Source organism: Williamsia sp. z34 (assembly GCF_059553395.1).
On record NZ_JCANWW010000004.1, the window covers coordinates 135,936 to 157,980 of the forward strand.

Below are 22,045 nucleotides of genomic sequence, written 5' to 3' on the forward strand. Positions count from 1 at the left end.
AGATCCCCCCGGCGTGAACGCACTCACCCGGCGGCGGGCGTGCTCGACGAACGCGGTCTGCCGTTCACCGAATTGCCGATCTGAGGGTAGAGCGCATCCATACTGCGACCGGCCAACGCGCCCTGCCAGAGCCCGGTGCCGTAGGCGAGGTCGTCGAGACGTTTGAGGATCATGAACCGCCACCAGCCGACCCGGGCGCCGGGCTCGGGGTTGACCAGTTCGAGCCGCACCCACTCATACGCGGCCTCCCCCACCGCAACCGCGAGGAGCAGCGTCCGAAACCGCTTGGACACCAGGGCAAGCAGGAATGAGAGCGGCCAGTAGTGTCGGCACATCGCCGACGCCGACTGCAACATCCCGAAGCCCACAGATTGGGCGGTCAACTTGGCTGCCATTCGGGCCGCATCCGGCATCGAGGACACCCGGCGGTGCAGGCGTCCGCCCAACACACCGAACACGACCAATGCCACCAGCACACCCCAGCCGGTACCGGTCACCAATGCTGCCATCGCTGCCGCCATCGGGACGGTCAAGGCCAACGGTGCGGCCATGCCGGGGTGACGACCGGACAGCAGCGCCGCGCCGGTCCCGTAGTACCGTTTGCGATCCAGACTCTTCGACAGTCGCTGCCGATGGTCGTGCGCCACCGTGGCCACCGGATCGTATCGCAGGGACCAGCCGCTCTGATGTAGCCGCCAGCACAGGTCGACGTCCTCGGCCACCTCCATCGACTGGTCGAATCCGTCAAAGCAGCTGCGCCGCACGATCATCGCAGCGCTCGGAACATACGGGATCCGCGAGCGGGGTGCTATCTGCCCCTCTCGCCAGCCCATATCGAGTGACGAGCAGAGCGCCTCGTACCGTGACATCGCGCCGCCACCGGGATCGAGGGCGACGATCCGCGGCGCCACCAGCGCCACCTTCGGGTCGGAGAAATGACCGAGCAGCTTGGTCAGCCAGTCGTGTTCTGGGACGACGTCGGAGTCGAGGAACGCCACCAGTTCGGTATCGGCTTGCGCGGCACCGCGATTGCGGGCGGCCGCCGGTCCCTGACTCGTCTCGTTGCGCAACAGGGTCGCGCCGGGTGCGGTGATCGGGACGCCGGAACCGTCGTCCACCACGACAACCTTGTGCCCGTCGAGTACCTTCAGCAGCCGGTCGATGCCGGATTGGTTGTCGCGCACCGGGATCACCACGGTGACAGCGGAGTCCGTGGGACCGAACATCGGTCGCGGATGCCCCACCCCGGCGTCGAGGAGTTTGCGGGCCAGGGCCGAGGTGAGCTGATCGCGCACCGTCAGCCGGCCATCGGGGTCGAGGAGGCCACCGGCGACCTCGGACAGGTTCAGCAATCGCAGCGGCGAGCCACCGACGATATGCCGACGATCCGACGTCACCGTGCAGTGGGAGTCGATCTGAACCTGGAAGCCCACCGGCGGTAACCGGCCCGCCGGATCAGCCGCAGCGGGAGCAACACGCTCCTCGGGGCGGTCGTCTTGCTCCGATATCACTGCAACATCCCGTTCGCGTCGACCTGCCACCGCTCGAGCGCGTCGGAGAGCTTCGCGGCCATCTCGTTCAACATTCGCCTTCCATCGGCCGCCGAGGCGGCCAGGGGATCCCCGAGTACTCCGTTGTCACTCACCGCCGCGACACCCCCCGTACGCATCGACGCCATCAGCTCCGAGACCGGGGCCACGTTGCCGCGGACCATCTCGTCGGACCGCACGATCAACGGTGAAATATGAAGCAGTAGCGATGTTTCGGTATGACCCGCGTGTGCATCGCCACCGGCCGTGGCGCAGGGAAACCAAGCGACGTCACGCCCTTCCGAACGTAGCTGCGTGACCGCGGACAGCAGGGTCCGACCGTTACCGCCGTGCCCGTTGACGAACAACAACCGTGAAGACCAACGGCAGGCACTTCGACCGTACTCGACCAGCACCGAATGCAGAACCTCCTGACCGATCGAAATCGTGCCGGGAAACCCCTCGTGCTCACCGGCGGCCCCGTAGCTCAGGGGCGGGGCGAGCATGATGTCGAGAGCGGTGCTGTCCCCGGCGTCGACACCACCCGGGCGAACAGCCGCCTCTGCCACTGCCACCGCGATCCGGACGTCGGTGTCGAGGGGCAGGTGTGGTCCGTGTTGTTCGATGGATCCCAATGGGACGACAAGGGTTGTTGATCGCCCGTTCAGCTCGGTCCAGCTCTGAAGTCCGAGCTCGCCCGCCGGTGTCATTCGGACCATGTTAGACCGTATCGGGCGACGCCTGAAGGGTTTACCACCCGAGCAATCGCTCGGTACCTGGTTTACTGGGAATCCGACCGTAACCGGTTGCGAAACACCGCGCCCGCCAGACGCGGCGCAGACTTCAACGATGAGGGGCAGCGAATGACGAAGAACGGGCCGTTGAGCGGAACACGGGTGGTCGAGTTCGCGGGGATCGGGCCGGGCCCGCACGCGGCGATGATGCTCGGGGACCTGGGGGCCGATGTGGTGCGTGTCGAGCGGGCGGGCAAGTTGCCCGCGCCGGGCCAGGCCGCCGACCAACTGCTGCGCAACCGGACCGTCGTCGAGGCGAACCTCAAAGACCCCGCCGACAAAGAGGCCATCATGAACCTCATCGCGAAGGCCGATGTGGTGATCGAGGGTTTCCGCCCCGGCGTGACCGAACGCCTGGGGTTCGGGCCGGAAGACGTCGCGAAGGTCAATCCACGCATCGTCTACGGCCGCATGACCGGATGGGGCCAGGACGGTCCGCTGGCCAGCGTGGCCGGACACGACATCAACTACATCTCCCTGACCGGGATGCTGCACGCGGTCGGCCGTGCGGACGAGGTTCCCACACCCCCGCTGAACCTCTTCGGCGATTTCGGCGGTGGATCGATGTTCCTGGTGCAGGGCATCCTGGCCGCGCTGCTCGAACGTGAGAAGTCCGGGCTGGGTCAGACGATCGACGCGGCAATGGTCGACGGGGTCTCGGTACTCGGCCAGATGATGTGGGCGTTCCGCGGAACGGGCATGTGGGGCAACGACCGTGGCGCCAACCTGCTCGACACCGGAGCCCCGTTCTATGACGTCTACGAGACCTCCGACGGCAAGTACTTCGCCGTCGGCGCCATCGAGCCCCAGTTCTACGCCCTGCTCCTCGAAGGCATGGGATTGGCGAACGATGACACCCTGCCGCACCAGCTCGACATGCCGCAGTGGCCGGCGATGAAGGTCCGGTTCGCCGAGGTGTTCAAGTCCAAGACCCGCGACGAGTGGACGTCGATCTTCGAGGGCACCGACGCCTGCGCATCCCCGGTGCTCGATTGGGAAGAAGCTCCCCAGAACAAGCATCTCGCCGCCCGGGGCAGCCTCATCGAACTCGACGGTGTCACCCAAGCCTCTGTGGCGCCGCGCTTTTCGCGCACGGTTCCCGATGTCCCGGCTCCGCCGGCCCGCACCGCGACCGACCCGGCCACCCTCTGGCTCGACTGACACCACCCGGCCGACCCAACTGCAGACGAGCCGGTAATACGAAGACGAGCCACAAATTTGTGGCTCGTCTTCGTATTACCGGCTCGTTTGCTGTATGACCGGCTCGGCCTCGTTTGTCGGTCTAGACCTTGGTCGCACCCATGTCGACCTCGATCGAGGACGCGGTGATGAACTTGGCCTTCGGCGAGCACAGGAACATCACCGAGTCGGTGATGTCCACCGACTTGGCCATCCCGGTCAGGATCGGCTCGAAATGCGCCTTGTACTGCGGCATCTCGAAGACGGCCAGCGCGTCGGTGTCCTCGAGGCACATCGGGGTGTCGACACCGTAGGGGTGGACCGTGTTGACCCGAATCCGATGCTCTCCCAGTTCTTTTGCCGTCGTGTGCGCCAACCCCACCAGCGCGTGCTTGGACGCCGAATAGGAGGCCTGCATCGGCATCGACTTGATCCCGGCAACCGAGGAGATGATCACGATCGAACCACCGTTGCCGGCCTCGATCATGGCGGGGATGGTTGCCTTGAGCGTTTTCCAGGTGCCGTTGACGTTGATGTCGATGACGTCGGTGAACTGACTCTCGCGCAGTTCGGTGACGCCACCCCAGGTCAGGACGCCGGCATTGGCGATCACGTAATCGAGGCGGCCGAACTGCGCCACCCCGTCGGCCACGAGCTGTTGCTGGGCAACAAGATCACGGGTGTCGGCCTGCCGGGCCAGGATGTTGCCGCCGGCCGCTTTCACCAGGCGAACCGTCTCCTCGAGATCCTCCGCGGTGGCCGGCGGGTAGCCGGTGGCGGTGACCGCCTGGCAGACGTCGAGTCCGATGACCGCGGCGCCTTCCTCGGCGAACCGGATCGCATGGCTGCGACCCTGTCCACGGGCGATACCAGTGATGTAGACGACCTTGCCGTCGAAGTCTCCCATAGACGAACTGTAACGTGTTCTAGTCTGGTTGCCCAGTAGATCCTCGACAGCGGAAACCACCCGCTGCGGTCAGACCCGGCTGTGGTGACTGCCGGGTGTGACCACAACGGGTGGCCCTGTTGACCGAAGCCTATGCGGTGGTCTCGCCGAACCGCTTCTCGAAGCCCTCCGGGATGATGATGTCGTCGCGGGTCAGATCGTGGATGCTCTTGCGGCCCAGCCCCATCAGCGCCGAATCGATACCGCCGCGCAGGATGTCGAGGACGTTCTCGACACCGGTCTGTCCGTTCGCCGCCAGGCCCCACAGGTAGGCGCGACCGATCATGACCGCGTCGGCACCGAGAGCCAGCGCCTTGACGACGTCGCTGCCGCGCCGGATGCCACCGTCGAGCAGCACCTGGATGTCGCCACCGACGGCGTCCGCGATCGGTCCGAGCATCCGGATGGTGGCCGGGGTGCCGTCGAGGTTGTTGCCGCCGTGATTGGAGACCGAGATCGCGGTGGCACCGATGTCCACCGCACGCTTCGCGTCATCGAGACGGGTGATGCCCTTGACCATGAACGGGCCGTCCCACTCCTTGCGGAGCCATTCCAGGTCCTCCCAGGACGGGGGTGCGGTCTGCATCCACTGTCCGTACGCACCGAAGAACGTCGGTCCCTGCTCGCCCTTGTCGACCACGTTGGGGGCGGTCAGGTCCGGGATGTTGATCTTGCCCTTGTTGAACCAGTCCAGCGCGTATCGCGGGCGCATCGCGATCTCCGGCGCGAGCTTGAGCAGCGCCTTGAGGTCGACCTTCTCGGGGATCTCCGGGCTGCCCCAGTCGCGACCCATCGAGAACGACCAGTCGGTGGTCACGATCAGACCCTTGGCCCCGGCTGCGCGGGCCCGCTCGGCACGCTTGAGGATGTCCTCGCGGGAGTTGAGCCAGTAGGCCTGGAAGAAGATCTTGTCGTTGACCGCGGTGACCTCTTCGATGGGCTTGCTGGCGAAGCTCGACAGTCCCATCGCGGTGCCACGGGCCGCCGCGGCACGGGCGACCGCGACCTCACCCTCGGGGTCGACGGCCTGCACACCGGTGGGCGAGATGATGACGGGCAACGAAATGTCTTGCCCCATGATCGATGTCGACAACTCGCGCTGCGCCTGCGCGCCGACCACGTGCGGAGCGAATCCCAGTTCGGAGAACGCGTCGACGTTGTCGGCGAGCGTGATGCCCTTCTCACTACCCGCGATCAGCGAGGAGTACACGGACTTGGGGAGTCGCTTCTTCGCCCGACGCTGGGCTTCGAGCACCGTCTCGAACCAGGGGTTCGCCATTACTTCATCCTTTGCTCACCCGGCAGCTCTGCCGGGGGGGTCTTCGTTACTTGGCGGGGATCAGGCCGGCCGGCCGAAGACCGGCACCGCCTTCGGAATTGCCGGGCACGAACCCGGCGAGTGGGTTTTCGTCGCAGTCACGCGACGGCGGCCTGGTCATCAGCGTCAGCGGTACGCCGCGCGAATGGTCCTTGTTGGCCGAGGGCACCTTGCGGTCCTCGGCGAGCAGCGATTCACCGAAACCCTGTACACATTCGGGGTCGGGGCCGGCGAGCGGAAGTCCGGTGAAGAACTTCGCCGCCATGCAACCACCACGGCAGGCATCGAAGTGCTGGCACTTGGTGCAGGCTCCCGCGTTCTGCGGCTCACGCAGTTCGAGGAACAGATCCGACTCCTGCCAGATCGTCTTGAATCCGCCGTCCGACAGGATGTTTCCGGCGAGGAAGTTCTCGTGGATGGCAAACGGGCAGGCGTACACGTCACCGATCGGATCGATCAGGCAGACCACCCGACCGGCGCCACAGAGGTTGAGCCCCGGCAGTGCGCCCTGACCCGGTTCGGCGAAGGCCGACAGGTGGAAGAAGGAATCCCCCGTCAGAACCCGGTCGCCGTGTTCGACCAGCCAGTTGTAGAGGTCGCGTTGCTGTTCGGGCAACGGGTGCAGGTCATCCCACACGTCGGCGCCGCGGCCCGACGGACGTAGCCGGGTGATGCGCAACGTGGCACCGTACTTGTCGGCGAGCGCTTTGAACTCGTCGAGCTGCGTCGCGTTCTGGCGGGTGACGACCACGCTGATCTTGGCATCGGCGAAACCGGCCTCATGGAGGTTCTCGAGCGCTTTGATGGCCATCGCATACGAACCGGGACCACGTACCGCGTCGTTGACCTCGGCGGTGGCACCGTCGAGCGAGATCTGCACGTCAACGTAGTCACTGGCGGCCAGGCGCTGCGCAACGGCCTTGTCGATCCGCAGGCCGTTGGTCGAAAACTTCACGCCCACTTGGTGATCGGTGGCGTAGTCGACCAGTTCCCAGAAGTCTGGACGGACCGTCGGCTCACCGCCACCGATGTTGACGTAGAAGACCTGCATCCGCTGCAGTTCATCGATGATCGCCTTGCACTGCTCGGTGTCGAGTTCGCGCGGATCACGCTTGCCCGACGAGGACAGGCAGTGCACACACGACAGGTTGCAGGCGTAGGTCAACTCCCACGTCAGGCAGATCGGTGCGTCGAGGCCTTTTTCGAACTGATCAACCAGGCGGCCAACCGGCTGACGAGACGCCGCGGGGCGCTCCAAAATGGAAGTCATTGGGGTTCCTCACAAGTGACATGGTGCGGCGTGGGCTGACGCCTGGCGTGCTGCTCGGGGCCGAGGGCTGCGGCACCGAGCAGCACGGGAGAACTTCAGGTTCTGGGGACGATCATTCCCGAAGTCGCGAGCGCGGCAAGCGCATTGACGTACAACGAACGGTCGCTGTCGGCAATACCGGCAGCGGCTATGGCATCGGCGGCGTTGTCGTGGTCACCGAGCGACTGCACCACTTCGACCACTGTCAGGTTCTTCAGGAACGACAGTTTACGAGTGCCGAAGTGGTACAGCAGCGCGCCGAACGGTTCAGGCCGCAGGGCGACCGAAGAGTTCAGGACCCACGCCCGGTCGATATCGAACGCGACCACGGGCGTCGTGGGCGCAGACGAAGGCGAAGCCGGAGTCATGGGCGCAGACGAAGGCGAAGCCGGAGTCATGGGCGCAGACGAAGGCGAAGCCGGAGCTCGACTCGTCGAGACGGACATGTCAGTAGACGCCGCACATGCCGTCGATGGACACCTCTTCGACCAACGACTCGGTCACGAGGTCGGTCTCGGTGCCGGCTGCATCGGCGGACACGGAAGGATTCTGGGCTGTCATCTGGCTTACCTCCTGGTAGTTGGTGTGAGCACCACCATAATGGCACTGAGTGCACAAAGGCCAGAGTTTCCGCGGAACCCAACTGTTAAATTCTTGAAAACCGCGAGACATGCAGGTCAGAGGCTCTGCACTTACACTCCGAGATCCCGCCCGATGGGATCTTCAGCACGCCCAGGACACCACCGAGTTGAGCTTCACCGACGTGCGGAGATCAATGTCTTGGCGCCCATTGCGCTGCATGGGGTGCGATCTCATGCTCGATGAATTGCGTTGTGGTATCCCGTAATTGTTCGCGCTCTGCGTCGAAGACGAGTCTGCGCGACCCTGCCGACCGTTCGGCAGCGCGAGGTGACACAGTCGAGGTGGTTCCCCCGAAAAGGAGTTGCATCCGTGCCGACAACAACACCGCAGCCCAGGCAGGTCGAGTTCGCCGGGTCCGGCGGCATCCGCCTCGTCGCCGACCACTGGTCGCCGGCCGCTGCGGACCGGGCCGTAGACGGTGCGAGCGGCACGCCGTCACCACGGATCGTCCTCCTGATGCACGGTGGCGGCCAGACGAGGTTCTCCTGGAAGAACACCGGGGCATTGCTGGCCGCACACGGCCACGAGGTGATCTCCCTCGACGCCCGCGGGCATGGCGAGAGCGATTGGGCCCCCGACGGTGACTACAGTCCGGCCGTCCTGCAGGCCGATGGACTCCGCGTGCTCGAACAGCTTCCCACCGTGACCGGGCGGGCACTGCCGGTCACGATCGTCGGTGCCAGTCTCGGTGGGCTGACGGGCATCGGCGTGGCTGCGATGGCGCCGCCGAACACGGTCGACCGGCTCATCCTGGTCGACGTGGTGCCCAGGCCGGAAGAGCGTGGTACCACACGGATCCGGGATTTCATGGCCTCGGGCGGTGACGGTTTCGACGATCTCGAACAGGCCGCGGCCGCCATCTCCGAATACCTGCCACACCGCCCGACCACCGGAACGACCGACGGTCTCAAGCGCAACCTGCGTCGACGCGAGGACGGCCGGTGGTACTGGCACTGGGATCCGGCGTTCCTCGACATCACCGGTGGTCCGGCCGTGCTGCCCAGTGACATGTTCGAAGAACAGGCACTCGGATTGACGATCCCGATCCAGCTGATCCGCGGCCGGCTCTCCGACGTCGTGAGCCAGGAGTCGGTGGACGCCTTTCGGGCACTCATCCCGGATCTGGAGGTGACCGAACTGCACAGCGCCGGGCACACCGCGGCCGGTGACAGCAACGACGCGTTCACCGCTGCGGTGATCGACTTCATCGACCGCTGAGGATCTACCATGGATCTCCCACCCACGATGCTGGTCAGGCGAACGGAGATGATGAGTTGATCAACGCATCACGGTTGCCATGACCACCCCCATCGGTCGCAGGCCGACCACCACCAAGTCGAAGATCACCGACGCGGCGATCGAGCTGTTCACCGAGGTCGGATTCGACGAGACCAGCGTCGACGACGTCGCCGCGGCCGCCGGCATCGCCCGACGCACACTGTTCCGCTACTACCCGTCGAAGAACGCCATCGCCTGGGGTGACTTCGACGAGCATCTGGACGACATGCGCCGTCTGCTGGCCGATGTCCCGGCCGACATGCCCGTCTCCGAAGCGCTGCGCAATGCCCTGCTCGACTTCAACGAGGTTCCGCCGAACCACCGCGATCACCACCGCAAACGGATGCGCCTACTCCTGGGTGTGCCTGCACTACAGGCGCATTCGATGTTGATGTACACCGGGTGGCGCGAGGTCGTCGCCGAGTTCGTGGCCGCCCGTACCGGCACCGAGCCGGGCGACCACTTACCGCAGACCGTCGCCTGGACGTTGCTGGGCACAGCCCTGGCCGCATACCAGCAGTGGCTCGACGACCCGGACGCCGACCTCGACGAACTGCTCACCCGCGGTGCCCGGGTGTTGAGCAACGGCCTCGACAGCGAGTTGGGGTCGACCGCGGCGGCTGGTAATCTAAACTAGAACGTGTTCTCATTTTGTGGCCCTTGAGGAGGTACGCCGGTGACCGTCACCCCACACAGCACGCGCAGTGTTGTGCTGACCGTGGCCGAGGTGATCGACGAGACGGGCGACGCGAAGTCGCTGGTCTTCGACATCCCGGATGATGCCGCCGACCGGTTCGACTACAAACCCGGCCAGTTCCTCACGCTCCGGATCCCCAGTGATCAAACCGGATCGGTGGCCCGCTGCTATTCCCTGGCCTCGTCCCCGTGGGGTGACGAGAAGCCGAAGGTCACCGTCAAACGCACCGCCGACGGGTACGGCTCGAACTGGATCTGCGAGCACGTCGGCGCCGGCGACCAGATCGAGGTGCTGCCGCCCTCAGGCGTTTTCACACCGACTGACCTCGACGCGCCGATCCTGTTGCTCGGTGCCGGCAGCGGCATCACCCCGGTGATGTCGATCCTCAAATCCGCACTGCTCAAGGGCAGCGGCCGCCTGGTCCTGTTCTACGCGAACCGCAGCGAGAGCGATGTGATCTTCGGCGACGAGCTCAAGGAACTGCAGAACCGATACCCGCAGCGTCTCACCGTGATCCACTGGCTCGAATCGGTCCAGGGGCTCCCGTCGGCCGACAAGCTCGCGACGTTGCTCCGGCCGTTCAAGGCCTATCACGCCTACATGTGCGGCCCCGGCCCGTTCATGGACGCCGTACACAAGGCGCTTGCCGCCATCGAGATGTCGCACCATCAGGTGCACGCCGAGGTCTTCACATCGTTGTCGGGAGACCCGTTCGAGGACACCGAACCCGTCGAGCTCACCGAGGAGCAACTGGCCGACGCCGCGTCGGTCGAGGTGGAACTCGATGGCGAGGTCCACCAGTTGTCGTGGCCCAAGAGCCGAACCCTGGTCGACATCATGCTCGGCGCGGGCCTCGACGTCCCCTACTCCTGCCGCGAAGGTGAATGCGGTTCGTGTGCCTGCACTCTCACCGAGGGAACCGTCGAGATGGAGCACATCGGCGCGCTCGACGAGGAGGACGTCGCCGACGGCTACATCCTCGGATGTCAGGCACGACCGACGTCACCGGTACTCAAAGTCGAGTTCTGAGCGTGGGTCTCACCTGAGCGCACGATAGTGGGCGCGCTGATCGGGGTCGAGGTGCTCGGTCGCGTAACTCAGTGCGGTACGGCCCATCTCGGCCGCGTGTTCATCGAGGAAGGCGAGCAGCAATCCCCGGTCGATGCGCTTGCCCATCTCTCGGAGCATCCAGCCGACCGCCTTCTGGATCAGGTCGCGGCGGTCCGGCAGGACGCGCGGCGCCACATCCAGGATGGGCACCGGGTCACCGCTCTTGGTGAATGCCGCGGTCGCGATGATCGCCACCCGGCGCACCCACAGGTCGTCATGGTCGACGAGGTCGAGCAGTGGCCGGTGGTCCCCGCCGAGCAGGAAGGCCCCCAACACGTATTCGGCGGAACTGTCCACCAGATCCCAGTTGTCGACGCAGCCGTCGAACACCGCCTGTAGGTAGAGGTCGACCCAGGCCTGCCGTTCTTCCGCGCCGGCGGCTTTCTCGAACCCGTTGCGCAGCAGGAACAGTCCGGTCAGCCGGTGCTCGTGGACATCACTGTCGAGCAACGCCCGCACACCCACCCGGTCGAGGCCACGGAAATCCTTGGCGACCCCGCGCTGCTGCGGAACCGTCACCCCGATGAAATGATCACCTTCGCCGTACTCGCCGGGGCCGGACTTGAAAAACGACGCCGAACCCAGGGCGCGATCGGGGTCACCGAGCGCGTCGAGTGCTGCCATCACCGCCGCCGCGGTGGGCCGCGGGCCCGGCACGGCGGCCCGCGCCATCAGCCCAACAGGTCCGAAATCGGGGTGGGGGCAAGGAGTTTGGCGCGCATCTTCATCACCGCAGCCGGCTTGCCGGCGCCGACCACCGCGGTGAAGATGCCGCTGCGGCTGTAATAGACCACGAACTTGCCGTCCTCTTCGAGGACCACATGTACGTCGTCGAGGCCGGACGGATGGCCCAGCGCCTGGATCTTCACCTCGAACTGATCGCTCCAGAAATACGCGACGGCAGGCCGCGGGTTCTCCACCACGACACCGAGAATCGCATTGGCGACCTTGCTCGCCTGCTCGACCACGTTGTTCCAGTGCTCGACCCGCGACGGCACGCCGGTCGCGTCCTGCCAGTTCGCCACATCGCCCAGGGCGTACACGTCGGCCGCGCTGGTTCGGCCTTCGGCGTCACAGGCGATACCGCCGCCGACAGTACGGTCGGCGAGTTCGATACCGGAACCCTCGAGGTAGTCGACCACCGGTGTCGACCCGATGCCGACCACGACGATGTCGGCGGGCAGCACGGTCCCGTCCGTCAGTTCGACACCGGTCACCTTGCCTGCCTCGCCGACGATATCGGTGACGCCGACGCCGGTGCGGACCTCGACTCCCCGGTCGGTGAGGATGCGGCCGACCATGTTGCCGACCTTCTCGCCCAGTGCCACGGCCATCGGCGCGGGTGCCGGTTCGACCACGGTGACGTCCAGACCACGGGTCTTCAGACTCGCCGCGACCTCACAGCCGATGAACCCGGCGCCGACCACCACCGCGCGGGTGGCGCCGTCGATCTGCGAGCGCAAGGTGTGGGCGTCATCGACGGTTCGCAGCACGTGCACGCCGGACAGTCCGTCGGCGAACGGCAGGGTGCGGGGATGCAGGCCGGTCGCCAGGACCAATGAGCTGTAGACGATCGTCTCGGACTCGCCGCCACCGGTCGGCTGCACGGTGATCGTGTGGGAGGCCGGATCGATCGCGGTGACCTGCGTTCCGGTCCGCAGATCGATCTTGTTCTCGACGTAGAAGTCGTCGGGCTTGAGGTCGACCCGGTCCTGCTCCCCGACCAGAACGGCCTTGGACAGCGGCGGACGGTCGTACGGTGCGTAGTCCTCTTTGCCGATGAGGATGAGGTCACCCTCGTACCCTTCGCTGCGGAGGTCGTCGACCACTCGCGCACCGCCGAGTCCGGCTCCGACAATCACAATTGCGGCGCTCATCGCCACACCTCGCATCCCTACTCGGAGTTGAATCGCCCGCGCTAGCCCGGCCCAACAGGTTGCAGCCCGGCAAGGCGCCAATTGCCGTTGACCTTACGCATGTCCGCCCACCTTGTGACAGCCACCACCTGTTGCGGCGGCTGTGCTGTGGGTAACGAGATGTCCTGGTTCACGAACACCAGTACCCGGGCACTGTTGTCATCGATGTCCTCGACTCCCGTTGCCAGGACCTGGGCAGTCATCCGGGCTCCGGACTCGACCGCGGTCGGCAGGACCACGCCGGGACCCTGACTGCGGAACTCCAGCAGCAGACGACCGGTCAGACGTGCACCGACGCTCTCCTGTGCGGCGGTGAGTGTGTCCGGCCGAAACGTCATCAACGCGGTGACCGCGTCGGCGGTGGCCGACTGCACCTGCCGGCGCTCGTCCTCGTCGCCGCTCCCGGGTCGGCCGGGTCCGATGAACCCGACGATCGCGATCACCGACGACACCACCAGGGCAGCTGCCAGGAGTCCCCCGACGATCCGGTGCCGAACCGACATCGTGCGCATGTCCTGATTCACTGGAGCTCTGTTCGGTCGATGGTCCAGTTGTCGCCCGAGTCCTTCATGGTCACCAGCAGCGCCACCCGATTCTGCGACGGATCGGCTCCCAGAACTGTCGGGTTGGTGCCCTCCGCGACGACCAGCACCTGAGCACCACCGCCGTCGACCTCGCCGACGATCCCGGCGGACAGGACCTGGCCGGTGCTGGGTACCCGAAGTCCGCGAATCACCTCGACCAACTGTTCCCGCGAGCCCTCCAACCGGTCGCGCTGTTCACCGGACGTGACCTCGATCGCTTGATCGACGAACTCCTCGGGCCGCACCGGGTCGATGGTGAGCAGGGTCGCCACCGCCGAGCGCGCGTCGTCGAGGATGGAGAGGTCACGCTCCCGGTCGGCCTCGGCGCCACGATGTGCGACGACGAGGACGATCGTGAGGGACAGCATGGCCACCGCCACCAGGACGCAACAGACAGTGACCAGCATCAGACGTCCGCGCCGCCGTTCGCAGCGTGCCTGCAGTGCCGGCGCGGCCGCGGCCCGGGCCCGCTTGGCCGCCGCGTCGGCCGCGGCCACCCGTTCGCGCGCCTGCTCGACCCGGTGCGAGGTGGTGGTGGGTTGCTCGCTCACAGCACCTCGTCCGCTCGGGCGATCTTCCACTGTCCACCGGATCGTTCGAGCTCGACGTCGACCACCTTGGTGGCGGTGGTGGGCCCGGAACCCGGCACGGTTTCGGTGACGAGCGCGGAGACAACCACGTCAGCGTGGTTCTCCCAGACACCGGAGATGCCGGTATGGACCGGCTTCCACTCGATCGTGACGCCGGCGGGCGGTTCTGCGTCCAGGACCGCGGCGTACTGCTGTGCGAACCCGGGTGTCACCGCTGCCCTGGCCTGATCACGGCCGTCCGCGGCCGCGGCGTCGGAAGAAAAGAGTTGAGCCACCAGTGGGCCGGCTTGCCGGGCGACCTGCGCCCGGTTGCGGTCCAGTTGCTGATCATTCTCATACCGCTGCCACGCGAAACCGAGTCCCACCGCGCAGGCGACGGCCACCAGCGCGGTGATGACGGCAACGGCGATCGGTCTGCGCAGGCTCATCCGAAGAACTCCAGCGCCGAGACCTTCAGGGAACCGCCGTCCGGCACCATCTCGACCTGCACCCGGAACCGGCGCGGCGCAGGTTCGGCCGATGCGACATCGGTGAGGTCGCTGCGCACGGTGATCGCGGCCGTCACGATCAGCGTCGCCCGGTCGCCCGACCTCGTCGACAGACCCACACCGTCGACGGTGCCGGACGCCTGGGCGCCGATCTGTGCGACGAACTGCGTGTACGCGTCGACCGATTGCGCGAACTCGTCCTCGAACTCACCGGTCGCCCCAGTCATGATCTGCGCAGATCGCCGTCCCTCGTCACCACCGTCGGGGGTGAGCAGAACCTGGACCCGAGCCGCCGCGGCACGCATGTAGTCGTCGTCGCTGTATCCCCGGTCGGCCTGCGCGTAGCGGACCCCGCCCACCACCGCTGCCACCGCCGCGACCACCACCAACGCGGCCAGGACCAACAGCCAGGTAGGGCGTGTCCCAGGTCGGCGATCGTCGCTTCCGGCCTCGAGTTCGGTGAGGGCGGTGCGGGCATCACGCAATTCGGCGCGCGCCGCGGCATCGGCCCTGACCAGGGCACGATCGGATGCGGGGGCAGCCTTGAGCAGCGTGCGGATGTCGAGCACCGGTTCATCGTAGTGTCGCAGCACACGTTCGCGGACAAACCGGGTCCTGCGCCTGCCGAACAACTCCGGTGCGGGATAGATTGCGTTGCATGAGCATCGTTGTCGGATACCAACCGGGCCGCGGCGGTGATGAGGCACTCGAGCTCGGCGCAAGTCTTGCCGACGCCCTGGCAACCACCGTGGTCCTGGTGACCGTCACCCCCAAGCCCTGGACGACTCCGTCGATGGCCCGGGTCGACGCCGAGTTCAGGGCGTACGCCCGGCGGTACGGTGACGACGCCGAATCCTCCGCTCGTGCCCACCTCGAGCAGCGCTTCCCACAGACGCCGGCGACATTCCTGCGGATGAGTGAGCGGTCGGTCCCCAAGTCGTTGCACAAGGTCCTCGCCGACCACGACGCGGACATCCTCGTACTGGGTACCAGTCACAGTTCGGACAGTGGCCGGATGTCCTTGGGCGCGACCACGAGCCGTCTCATGCACTCGAGTTCGATCCCGTTGGCCTTGGCCCCCAAGGGTTACAGCTGCTCGAAGATCACCGGTGTCACCTGCGCCTACTCGGGTGAGGAACACGGTGCCGAGGTGGTGGTGGCAGCCCGCGACCTGGCCGAACAGATGGCGGTTCCATTGCGGGTGGCCACCTTCGGCGTCAGGCCCCCCGACATGTTCCCGCCGGAGATCGGCCTGGAGGTCGAACGCACCGTGATGGACGCGTGGCGGGAACAGATCGCCGACGCGATGAATGCGTTGGTGACCCACAACATCATCGACCCGACAACCACGACCACGATCAGTACCGGCAACGACTGGGACTCCGCATTCGACGCGATCGAGTGGCGCAGCGGTGAGGTGCTGGCCATCGGCACCACTCCCCGCGATCCGATCAAGCGGGTGTTCCTGGGTTCACGGGCAGCCAGAATCGTTGCCTCCGCCACTGTTCCGGCAATCATTTTTCCAGGCTGAGGTGCACACATGGACATGAACAAGAAACCGGCGCAACAGCCCGGTGCACTGACCGCGGCAACACTGTTGCGCCGCAAACCGATTCCGAGAGGCGATGAGGCAGAGGCCGACACCGGTCTGCAGCGCACCATCAGCACCACCCAACTGGCCTGCTTCGGAATCGGTGCGACCATCGGCACCGGCATCTTCTTCGTGATGAGCGAAGCCGTACCGAAAGCCGGGCCGTCGGTGGTGGTTGCGTTCATCGTCGCCGGCATCGCCGCCGGCCTGGCCGCGATCTGTTACGCCGAGATGGCGTCGTCGGTGCCCGTCTCCGGATCCACGTATTCCTACGCCTACGCCACGCTCGGCGAACTCGTCGCGATGGCGGTGGCAGGCTGTCTGCTCCTGGAGTACGGGGTCTCGACGGCCGCGGTTGCGGTGGGCTGGAGTCAGTACCTCAACGAGTTACTCGACCATCTCCACATCCCGGCCATCCCGCAGGCCCTCTCGGCCGCGCCGTGGGATGACAAGGCGGGCTGGGTCAATCTGCCCGCCGTCGTCCTCGTCGGTCTGTGTGCCCTGCTGCTGATCCGCGGCGCCAGTGAGTCGGCCAAGGCCAACGCCGTGATGGTTGCCATCAAACTCGCTGTGCTGACCATGTTCTGCGCGATCGCGTTCACCGCGTTCAGCAGCGACAACCTGACGCCCTTCTTCGCGGACGGAGCCAACGGCGTCACCGCCGCGGCGGGTGTCATCTTCTTCTCCTTCATCGGGCTCGACGCGGTCTCCACCGCCGGCGAAGAGGTCAAGGATCCACAACGCACGATGCCGCGGGCCTTGATGGCCGCACTCGTCACGGTCGTCCTGGTCTATGTACTGGTGGCGCTGGCAGCCGTCGGCGCTCAGCAGGCCTCGAAGTTCGAGGGTCAGGAAGCGGGTCTGGCCGTCATCCTGCAAGACGTCACCGGGCAGTCGTGGCCGGCGCTGGTGCTCTCACTCGGCGCGGTCATCTCGATCTTCTCCGTCACGCTGGTGACCCTCTACGGACAGACCCGCATCCTGTTCGCGATGGGTCGCGACGGCATGCTCCCGAAGTTCTTCACCAGGATCGACCCCCGAACGATGACACCGGTGAACAACACCGTCGTCGTGGCGATCATCGTTGCGTTGCTCGCCGGGTTCGTCCCGCTCCACTATCTGGTCGACATGGTCTCCATCGGTACGCTGACGGCCTTCACCGTGGTGAGCCTCGGTGTGATCATCCTGCGCCGTCGCGAACCCGATCTGCACCGGCCGTTCAAGGTGCCGTTCTACCCGGTCACACCCATCCTGGCCATCGCCGCATGTATCTACATCCTGTACGGATTGCACTGGTACACGTACATGTTCTTCCTGCTGTGGGTCGGCGTGGTGCTGACCTACTACCTCATCTACGGCCGCAAGCACTCACTGCTCAACCTGACCACCGACCCGCTCGGGGGCTTCGGGAGTGCTTCGCGCGGGGACACCGGGAGTGCTTCGAGCGGCGACAAGCGCATCTAACGTCAACTTGGTGACCTTGCCCTGAGCACCACGGGGTAGCTCGGGCACCACGAAGACATCCCGCGGCACACGCGAGCGCGAGAGCTCCGTGCCGACGTACGTTTTCACGTCGGCCTCGGTGATGGTCGCTCCGTCGCGCGGAACCACAAAGGCACGCAGCCGCTGACCGAAGTCGGCGTCGGTAACCGCCACCACCGCGGCATCGACGATGTCCCGGTGGCGCCCCAGTGCGAGTTCGACCTCTTCGGGGAAGACGTTCTCGCCACCGGAGATGATCATCCCGTCGCTGCGTCCTTCGACGAACAGCCGGCCGGTGGCGTCGATCCGTCCGGTGTCGCCGGTGTTCAGCATCCCGTCGAGCGTTTCCTTGGACGCGCCGTTGGTGTACTCGCTGATCTGACTGCCCGAGCGGACATAGATCTGGCCCGACTGCCCCGTGGGCACCCGGACCCCACCCGAGATGATCGCAACCTCGACACCGAGAGGTGCCCGTCCGGCCGTGGTGGGCCGGACCGCAAGATCTTCCGGCGTCGCAATGGTGATGTAGGAGGCCTCCGTGGCGCCATAGAGGTTGTGCAACACATGCCCGAACTGCTTCTGCACCGAGAGTACGAGCGACTCATCGAGTTTCGCGCCGCCCGACGCGATCATCCGCAACGTGGAGCGATCGACGCGGGACAACTCGTCGGCGCCCTGATCCATCAACCGCCGCAGCATGGTCGGCACCATCATCGCCGCGGTACACCGATGCTCGATCAGCAACTCCAACGAGTTCGGCGCCGAAAAGCGCCGGTCCATGACCACCGTCGCACCGGTGAGCAGGCAGACCATCGTGGCCAGCAGGCCCCATCCGTGAAAGGCCGGCGCCGACATCAGCACCCGATCGCTGCCACGGATCGCGATCTTCGAAACGAATCCGGCCGGCAGCGACATCGCCGGCGCCCCTTCGCGGGGCGCACCTTTCGGCGCGCCGGTGCTACCGCTGGTCAGGATGACCAACGACGACGAGGATGACGGCGCCGGCGGCAACTCGGTGGACGAACGCGCCACGAGCTCATCGACGGTCTGCGCATCACTGGCCCCGACATCACCGGGTTCGTCGGCCCAGGCGACGTAGCGGCGCACACCGGTATCGATCAGTTCCAGGGCCGGGGTGAACTCGGCGTCGTGAAGGATCACGTCCACCCGCTCGCGTTCGACGACCTCCGCCATCTGTTTGGCACCGAGGTCGGTGTTGAGCAACACCACCCGCGCACCGAGCCCGCCGGCCGAGAGCAGACCGATGACCGCATACCTGCTGTTACGGCACATCACCCCGACGGTTGGCTGCTTGCCGGCCGGCAACACCTCCCGCAGGCCGTTGATCAGGCCGTTGCAGGTGCGCGCGAGTTCGGCATAGGTGAGCGATCCATCGGGGTCGACGATCGCCACCCGGTCGCCGTACATCGATCCGTAGATCGACGGGCCGGCGGCCTCACCACCGGCGAGACGCAGTTTGGCGATCTGCGGCAGCAGCTTCGGACTCGGCAGCGCACCGGCCCGCGACAGCTCCCGGAGGGCGAGCAACTCGGTCCGGACCTTCTGCAGTTTCGCCATCTACCGGTTCACCTGACCATGGGGGCGAGATAACGGCGCGCGAACTCGCGAACCGACTCCGGGGACTGCCGCCCTTCATCGAGCGGCGGTGTGTCGAGGAACGAAATCACCAGACGCACAAGGATCTCGGTCGCCGCATGCAGATCCTCGTCCGACATCTTTGCCCCGGCGCCACGCAACGTCTGCATGATCCGGCCGGTGACGATCTCGATGAACAGACCGGTCACCGATTTGGTGATCCCCTGCAGCGCATCACGTTCATCGAACATCATCCGCCGGATCAGCGGGTCGTCGTTGACCATCTGCGCCCCGGCGACGAAAGCCTCGACCACCGCATCCTGAGCGCCGTGGCCGACGGTTGCGGCCTCGAGCATGCGCATGCCGTCGAGGTAGACACGCTCGGCCACACCCAGCAGAAGTGCTTCCTTGTTGGGGAAACGCCGGTACAGGGTGCTCCGGCTCACTCCGGCCCGCTTCGCGACGTCGTCGACCCCCGTCTTGCGAATCCCGTTCTCTTCGAACTCTTTTCGGGCCGCTGTCAGAATCGCATCCTCTTGCTCCTGGGGCGACTCGGTGTTGCGGACCTTACGGGTACCACCGGTCCGGTCCGCTGTGCCCGTCGTGCGCTGTGCCATCACACCCGCCGCATCGTGACGGGGAGTTTGTCTTTCGGGACGGGTAGCGCGCTGTAATCCATCGGCATCGTGTAATCATCCGGGACGGACCATTCGAAGCCGCGCAGCAGGTGGTGCATGATCGTCTTGATCTCCAGCTGACCGAAGTACAACCCGATGCATTTGTGGACACCGCCCCCGAAGGGGTGCCATGCCATCCGATGCGACTTGTCCTCTGCCCTTTCGGGAGTGAACCGCTCGGGATCGAAGGTGTACGGGTCCTTCCAGTACTCGGGATCGTAGTGATTGGTCAGCCCGGGCACCGAGACCATCGCCCCTTTGGGGATGAAGTGCCCCATCACCTCGGTGTCCTTCACCGCGATCCGGGGCTGCCCCGGAACCGGGGCGCACATCCTCAGCGACTCCTTCATGATCAGATCGATGTCGGCCAGCTTGGACAGGTCGTCGTAGGCGAGGTCCGGTCCGAGTTCGAGCGACTGCGCGCGGGCCCGCCGCTGCCACTGGGGCGATTTGGCCATGCGGTACGCCATCTGGGTCATGGTCATGGTCGAGGTGTCGTGGGCGGCCATCAGCACGAAGATCATGTGATTGACGACGTCCTCGTCGGTGAAACGATGTCCCTCTTCACTTTCGGCGTGGCACAGCACAGAGAACAGGTCCGGAGTCTCGGTCGCACGCTTGGCCGCGATATGGCTCATGAAGAACTCTTCGAGGATCTTGCGGGAGCGCAGACCCTTCCACCAGCGACCGCCCGGGACGGGCTTGCGAACGATCGCCACACCGGCTCGCACCGTCTCGATGAACGCCTTGTTGATCCGGTCGGCTTCGTTCTGCGGGAGTTCGAGGCCCATGAACACCTCGAGTGCGACGTCGAGGGTCAGCGCCTTGAACTCACTGAACAGCTTCACCTCACCCACCGGGAACTGCTTGATGCGCTCGGCGATCATCGGCTGCATCGCCTGCATGTAGCCCTTGAGGACCGGCGGCGTGAAGGCCTGCTGCAAGATCAGCCGGTGGTGCCGGTGCTCTTCGAAGTCGAGCAGCATCACTCCGCGGTTGAAGAACGGGCCGATGAAGAAGCTCCACGCCGGGCCGTTGGCAAACGCCTTCTGCTTGTTCATCAGGATCTGATCGGCCGCCACCGGACCACGGCAGGTGACCATCTGCTGCCCGAAGGCGTTGATGAACGAGATGTTGCCGAACTCGGCCTGCTGGGCCCGGGCGAAGGCGAACGGATCGCGGCGCATCCGGAGAATTTGGATCACGCCGTTGGTGGTCGACCCATGGACTGGTTCGAGATCACTGTCGGGTGGCGCCGGTGCCAGGATGACCGCCATGGATTACAACCCTCCGCCGATGGAACGTTTTGAAGAAATTGTATCTTCAAAGTCCGCGGTGATCCATACCCCCGGCTGCGCTCAGCCCGCCGCCAGCACCGCATGACACCGGCGCAATCGGTCCAACCACCAGCGACGACGCTCCTCGGAGGCCAACGGGACAGACGCGATATCGACCTCGACCCGCCGGGGTGCCACCATCCCGCCGTCGGGCACAAACGGCTCGGCCACGTCGGTGACGAACAGCCCGCCGGTGCCCAGGCCGCAGGCCGGAGGTGCCACCGGCAAGGCTGCTGCCGCCGCAACCCCGGCGGACATACCCACCGCCGAATCGAGTGCACTCGAGATCACCACCGGGATCGGGATCTGTGCGGCCAGGTCCAGGACCCGCCGCATCCCGCCCAGCGGCGCGACCTTCAGGATCGCAACGTCGGCAGCCTTGGCCTCGATCACCCGCAACGGATCCTCGGCCCGGCGGATGCTCTCATCCGCAGCGATCGGGGTGGTGACCGCCGCCCGCACCGCAGCGAGCTCTTCGAGTGTCGCGCAGGGCTGCTCGGCGTATTCGAGTTCCCCCAACGCCCGCAACGCCGTGATCGCCTGCGGGACGGTCCACTTCCCATTGGCATCGACCCGCACGGAGGTAATGTGCTCTCGCACCGCGGCCACCCGCGCGACGTCGTCGTCGAGGGTTTGCCCCTCTTGTGCCACCTTGACCTTGGCGGTGGTGGCCCCCGGGAACCGCGTCAGCAACGCCGCGACGTCTTCCGCCGGAATCGCCGGCACGGTGGCATTGACCGGAACGACGTCGCGGAGGAGTTCCGGCGGACCCAGGTACGCCGCCTCGATCCCCGCCGCCAGCCACGACGACGACTCGACATCGTCGTATTCCGGAAAGGGGCCGAACTCACCCCAGCCTGCCGGACCCCGCAGCAGCAACACCTCGCGGGTGGTGATGCCGCGGAACCGCACATTCATCGGCAGCGAGACGACAACGGCCTGCTCGGCCAACTCCGCATAGGACGGATGTCCCGTCATCTGC

Annotated in this window: 23 protein-coding genes; 6 read left to right on the top strand and 17 right to left on the bottom strand. The window is 65.9% G+C overall.

The features are described 5' to 3' along the window. Positions 1-23 precede the first annotated feature (23 nt). Both mftF and mftE read right to left on the bottom strand, forming a co-directional pair. Complete coding sequence (gene mftF / locus AC51GT_RS11840) at positions 24-1,511, bottom strand: mycofactocin biosynthesis glycosyltransferase MftF (RefSeq protein ID WP_496328866.1); 1,488 nt, start codon at positions 1,509-1,511, stop codon at positions 24-26. After that, positions 1,508-2,239 (bottom strand): mycofactocin biosynthesis peptidyl-dipeptidase MftE, encoded by a 732-nt coding sequence (gene mftE, locus AC51GT_RS11845; protein WP_496328867.1) that lies wholly within the window; start codon positions 2,237-2,239, stop codon positions 1,508-1,510. The genes mftF and mftE overlap by 4 nt, the downstream gene beginning before the upstream one ends. A 153-nt stretch (positions 2,240-2,392) precedes the next feature. Between mftE and AC51GT_RS11850 the strand changes: the two genes are divergently transcribed. Then, on the top strand, positions 2,393-3,484 hold the full coding sequence (locus AC51GT_RS11850; RefSeq protein WP_496323267.1) for a CaiB/BaiF CoA transferase family protein: 1,092 nt from the start codon (positions 2,393-2,395) through the stop codon (positions 3,482-3,484). Between the two features lie 121 nt (positions 3,485-3,605). Here AC51GT_RS11850 and AC51GT_RS11855 read toward each other — a convergent pair whose 3' ends face one another. The 5 genes from AC51GT_RS11855 to mftA form a co-directional block, all read right to left on the bottom strand. After that, the gene (locus AC51GT_RS11855; RefSeq protein WP_496323266.1) at positions 3,606-4,409 is read right to left on the bottom strand and encodes a mycofactocin-coupled SDR family oxidoreductase; all 804 of its coding nucleotides are present in this window, start codon (positions 4,407-4,409) and stop codon (positions 3,606-3,608) included. A gap of 130 nt (positions 4,410-4,539) precedes the next feature. Continuing rightward, entirely contained in the window at positions 4,540-5,727 is a 1,188-nt protein-coding gene (gene mftD, locus AC51GT_RS11860; protein ID WP_496323265.1) for a pre-mycofactocin synthase MftD, read from the bottom strand. 46 nt (positions 5,728-5,773) lie between these two features. Then, the gene (gene mftC, locus AC51GT_RS11865; protein WP_496323264.1) at positions 5,774-7,036 is read right to left on the bottom strand and encodes a mycofactocin radical SAM maturase; all 1,263 of its coding nucleotides are present in this window, start codon (positions 7,034-7,036) and stop codon (positions 5,774-5,776) included. A 95-nt stretch (positions 7,037-7,131) separates the two neighbouring features. Further along, on the bottom strand, positions 7,132-7,443 hold the full coding sequence (mftB, locus tag AC51GT_RS11870; protein ID WP_496323263.1) for a mycofactocin biosynthesis chaperone MftB: 312 nt from the start codon (positions 7,441-7,443) through the stop codon (positions 7,132-7,134). A gap of 79 nt (positions 7,444-7,522) precedes the next feature. Then, complete coding sequence (gene mftA / locus AC51GT_RS11875; protein WP_496323262.1) at positions 7,523-7,636, bottom strand: mycofactocin precursor MftA; 114 nt, start codon at positions 7,634-7,636, stop codon at positions 7,523-7,525. A 390-nt stretch (positions 7,637-8,026) separates the two neighbouring features. On the opposite strand from mftA, the gene AC51GT_RS11880 reads away from it, so the two are divergent. The 3 genes from AC51GT_RS11880 (at position 8,027) to AC51GT_RS11890 (ending at position 10,721) form a co-directional block, all read left to right on the top strand. Beyond that, on the top strand, positions 8,027-8,935 hold the full coding sequence (locus tag AC51GT_RS11880) for an alpha/beta fold hydrolase (protein ID WP_496328868.1): 909 nt from the start codon (positions 8,027-8,029) through the stop codon (positions 8,933-8,935). Between the two features lie 79 nt (positions 8,936-9,014). Beyond that, positions 9,015-9,632, top strand: a complete 618-nt coding sequence (gene mftR, locus AC51GT_RS11885; RefSeq protein WP_496323260.1) for a mycofactocin system transcriptional regulator MftR — start codon at positions 9,015-9,017, stop codon at positions 9,630-9,632. Positions 9,633-9,671: 39 nt separating this feature from the next. Continuing rightward, entirely contained in the window at positions 9,672-10,721 is a 1,050-nt protein-coding gene (locus AC51GT_RS11890; RefSeq protein WP_496323259.1) for a 2Fe-2S iron-sulfur cluster-binding protein, read from the top strand. A gap of 9 nt (positions 10,722-10,730) precedes the next feature. On the opposite strand, the gene AC51GT_RS11895 is transcribed toward AC51GT_RS11890, so the two are convergent. From AC51GT_RS11895 to AC51GT_RS11920, 6 genes are read right to left on the bottom strand one after another with little or no spacing between them, the layout of a single operon-like run. Beyond that, positions 10,731-11,426, bottom strand: coding sequence for a DNA alkylation repair protein (locus AC51GT_RS11895; protein WP_496329095.1), 696 nt, complete (start codon positions 11,424-11,426; stop codon positions 10,731-10,733). 47 nt (positions 11,427-11,473) lie between these two features. Then, positions 11,474-12,679 carry an NAD(P)/FAD-dependent oxidoreductase gene (locus AC51GT_RS11900; protein ID WP_496328869.1) on the bottom strand — a complete coding sequence of 402 codons (1,206 nt, stop codon included), beginning with the start codon at positions 12,677-12,679 and terminating at the stop codon, positions 11,474-11,476. 41 nt (positions 12,680-12,720) lie between these two features. Beyond that, positions 12,721-13,242 carry a hypothetical protein gene (locus AC51GT_RS11905; RefSeq protein ID WP_496328870.1) on the bottom strand — a complete coding sequence of 174 codons (522 nt, stop codon included), beginning with the start codon at positions 13,240-13,242 and terminating at the stop codon, positions 12,721-12,723. Beyond that, a complete protein-coding gene (locus AC51GT_RS11910) occupies positions 13,239-13,853 on the bottom strand; it encodes an Rv1363c family protein (RefSeq protein ID WP_496328871.1) in 615 nt (204 codons plus the stop codon). Before AC51GT_RS11910 ends, AC51GT_RS11905 begins: the two co-directional genes overlap by 4 nt. Beyond that, a complete protein-coding gene (locus tag AC51GT_RS11915; protein ID WP_496328872.1) occupies positions 13,850-14,320 on the bottom strand; it encodes a hypothetical protein in 471 nt (156 codons plus the stop codon). Before AC51GT_RS11915 ends, AC51GT_RS11910 begins: the two co-directional genes overlap by 4 nt. Further along, positions 14,317-14,949 carry an Rv1363c family protein gene (locus tag AC51GT_RS11920; RefSeq protein WP_496328873.1) on the bottom strand — a complete coding sequence of 211 codons (633 nt, stop codon included), beginning with the start codon at positions 14,947-14,949 and terminating at the stop codon, positions 14,317-14,319. Before AC51GT_RS11920 ends, AC51GT_RS11915 begins: the two co-directional genes overlap by 4 nt. 89 nt (positions 14,950-15,038) lie before the next feature. On the opposite strand from AC51GT_RS11920, the gene AC51GT_RS11925 reads away from it, so the two are divergent. Beyond that, entirely contained in the window at positions 15,039-15,911 is an 873-nt protein-coding gene (locus tag AC51GT_RS11925; RefSeq protein ID WP_496328874.1) for a universal stress protein, read from the top strand. Positions 15,912-15,926: 15 nt separating this feature from the next. Further along, positions 15,927-17,435 (top strand): amino acid permease, encoded by a 1,509-nt coding sequence (locus tag AC51GT_RS11930; RefSeq protein WP_496329096.1) that lies wholly within the window; start codon positions 15,927-15,929, stop codon positions 17,433-17,435. On the opposite strand, the gene AC51GT_RS11935 is transcribed toward AC51GT_RS11930, so the two are convergent. The 4 genes from AC51GT_RS11935 to AC51GT_RS11950 all read right to left on the bottom strand — a co-directional run bounded on the left by AC51GT_RS11935 (position 17,340) and on the right by AC51GT_RS11950 (position 22,041). After that, positions 17,340-19,031 (bottom strand): AMP-binding protein, encoded by a 1,692-nt coding sequence (locus AC51GT_RS11935; RefSeq protein WP_496328875.1) that lies wholly within the window; start codon positions 19,029-19,031, stop codon positions 17,340-17,342. The two genes, AC51GT_RS11930 and AC51GT_RS11935, sit on opposite strands and share 96 nt — an antisense overlap. An 8-nt stretch (positions 19,032-19,039) precedes the next feature. Then, positions 19,040-19,666 (bottom strand): TetR/AcrR family transcriptional regulator, encoded by a 627-nt coding sequence (locus tag AC51GT_RS11940; protein ID WP_496328876.1) that lies wholly within the window; start codon positions 19,664-19,666, stop codon positions 19,040-19,042. Continuing rightward, positions 19,666-21,003, bottom strand: a complete 1,338-nt coding sequence (locus AC51GT_RS11945) for a cytochrome P450 (protein WP_496328877.1) — start codon at positions 21,001-21,003, stop codon at positions 19,666-19,668. The genes AC51GT_RS11940 and AC51GT_RS11945 overlap by 1 nt, the downstream gene beginning before the upstream one ends. A gap of 81 nt (positions 21,004-21,084) precedes the next feature. Continuing rightward, complete coding sequence (locus AC51GT_RS11950) at positions 21,085-22,041, bottom strand: o-succinylbenzoate synthase (protein WP_496328878.1); 957 nt, start codon at positions 22,039-22,041, stop codon at positions 21,085-21,087. Between the last annotated feature and the right edge of the window lie 4 nt (positions 22,042-22,045).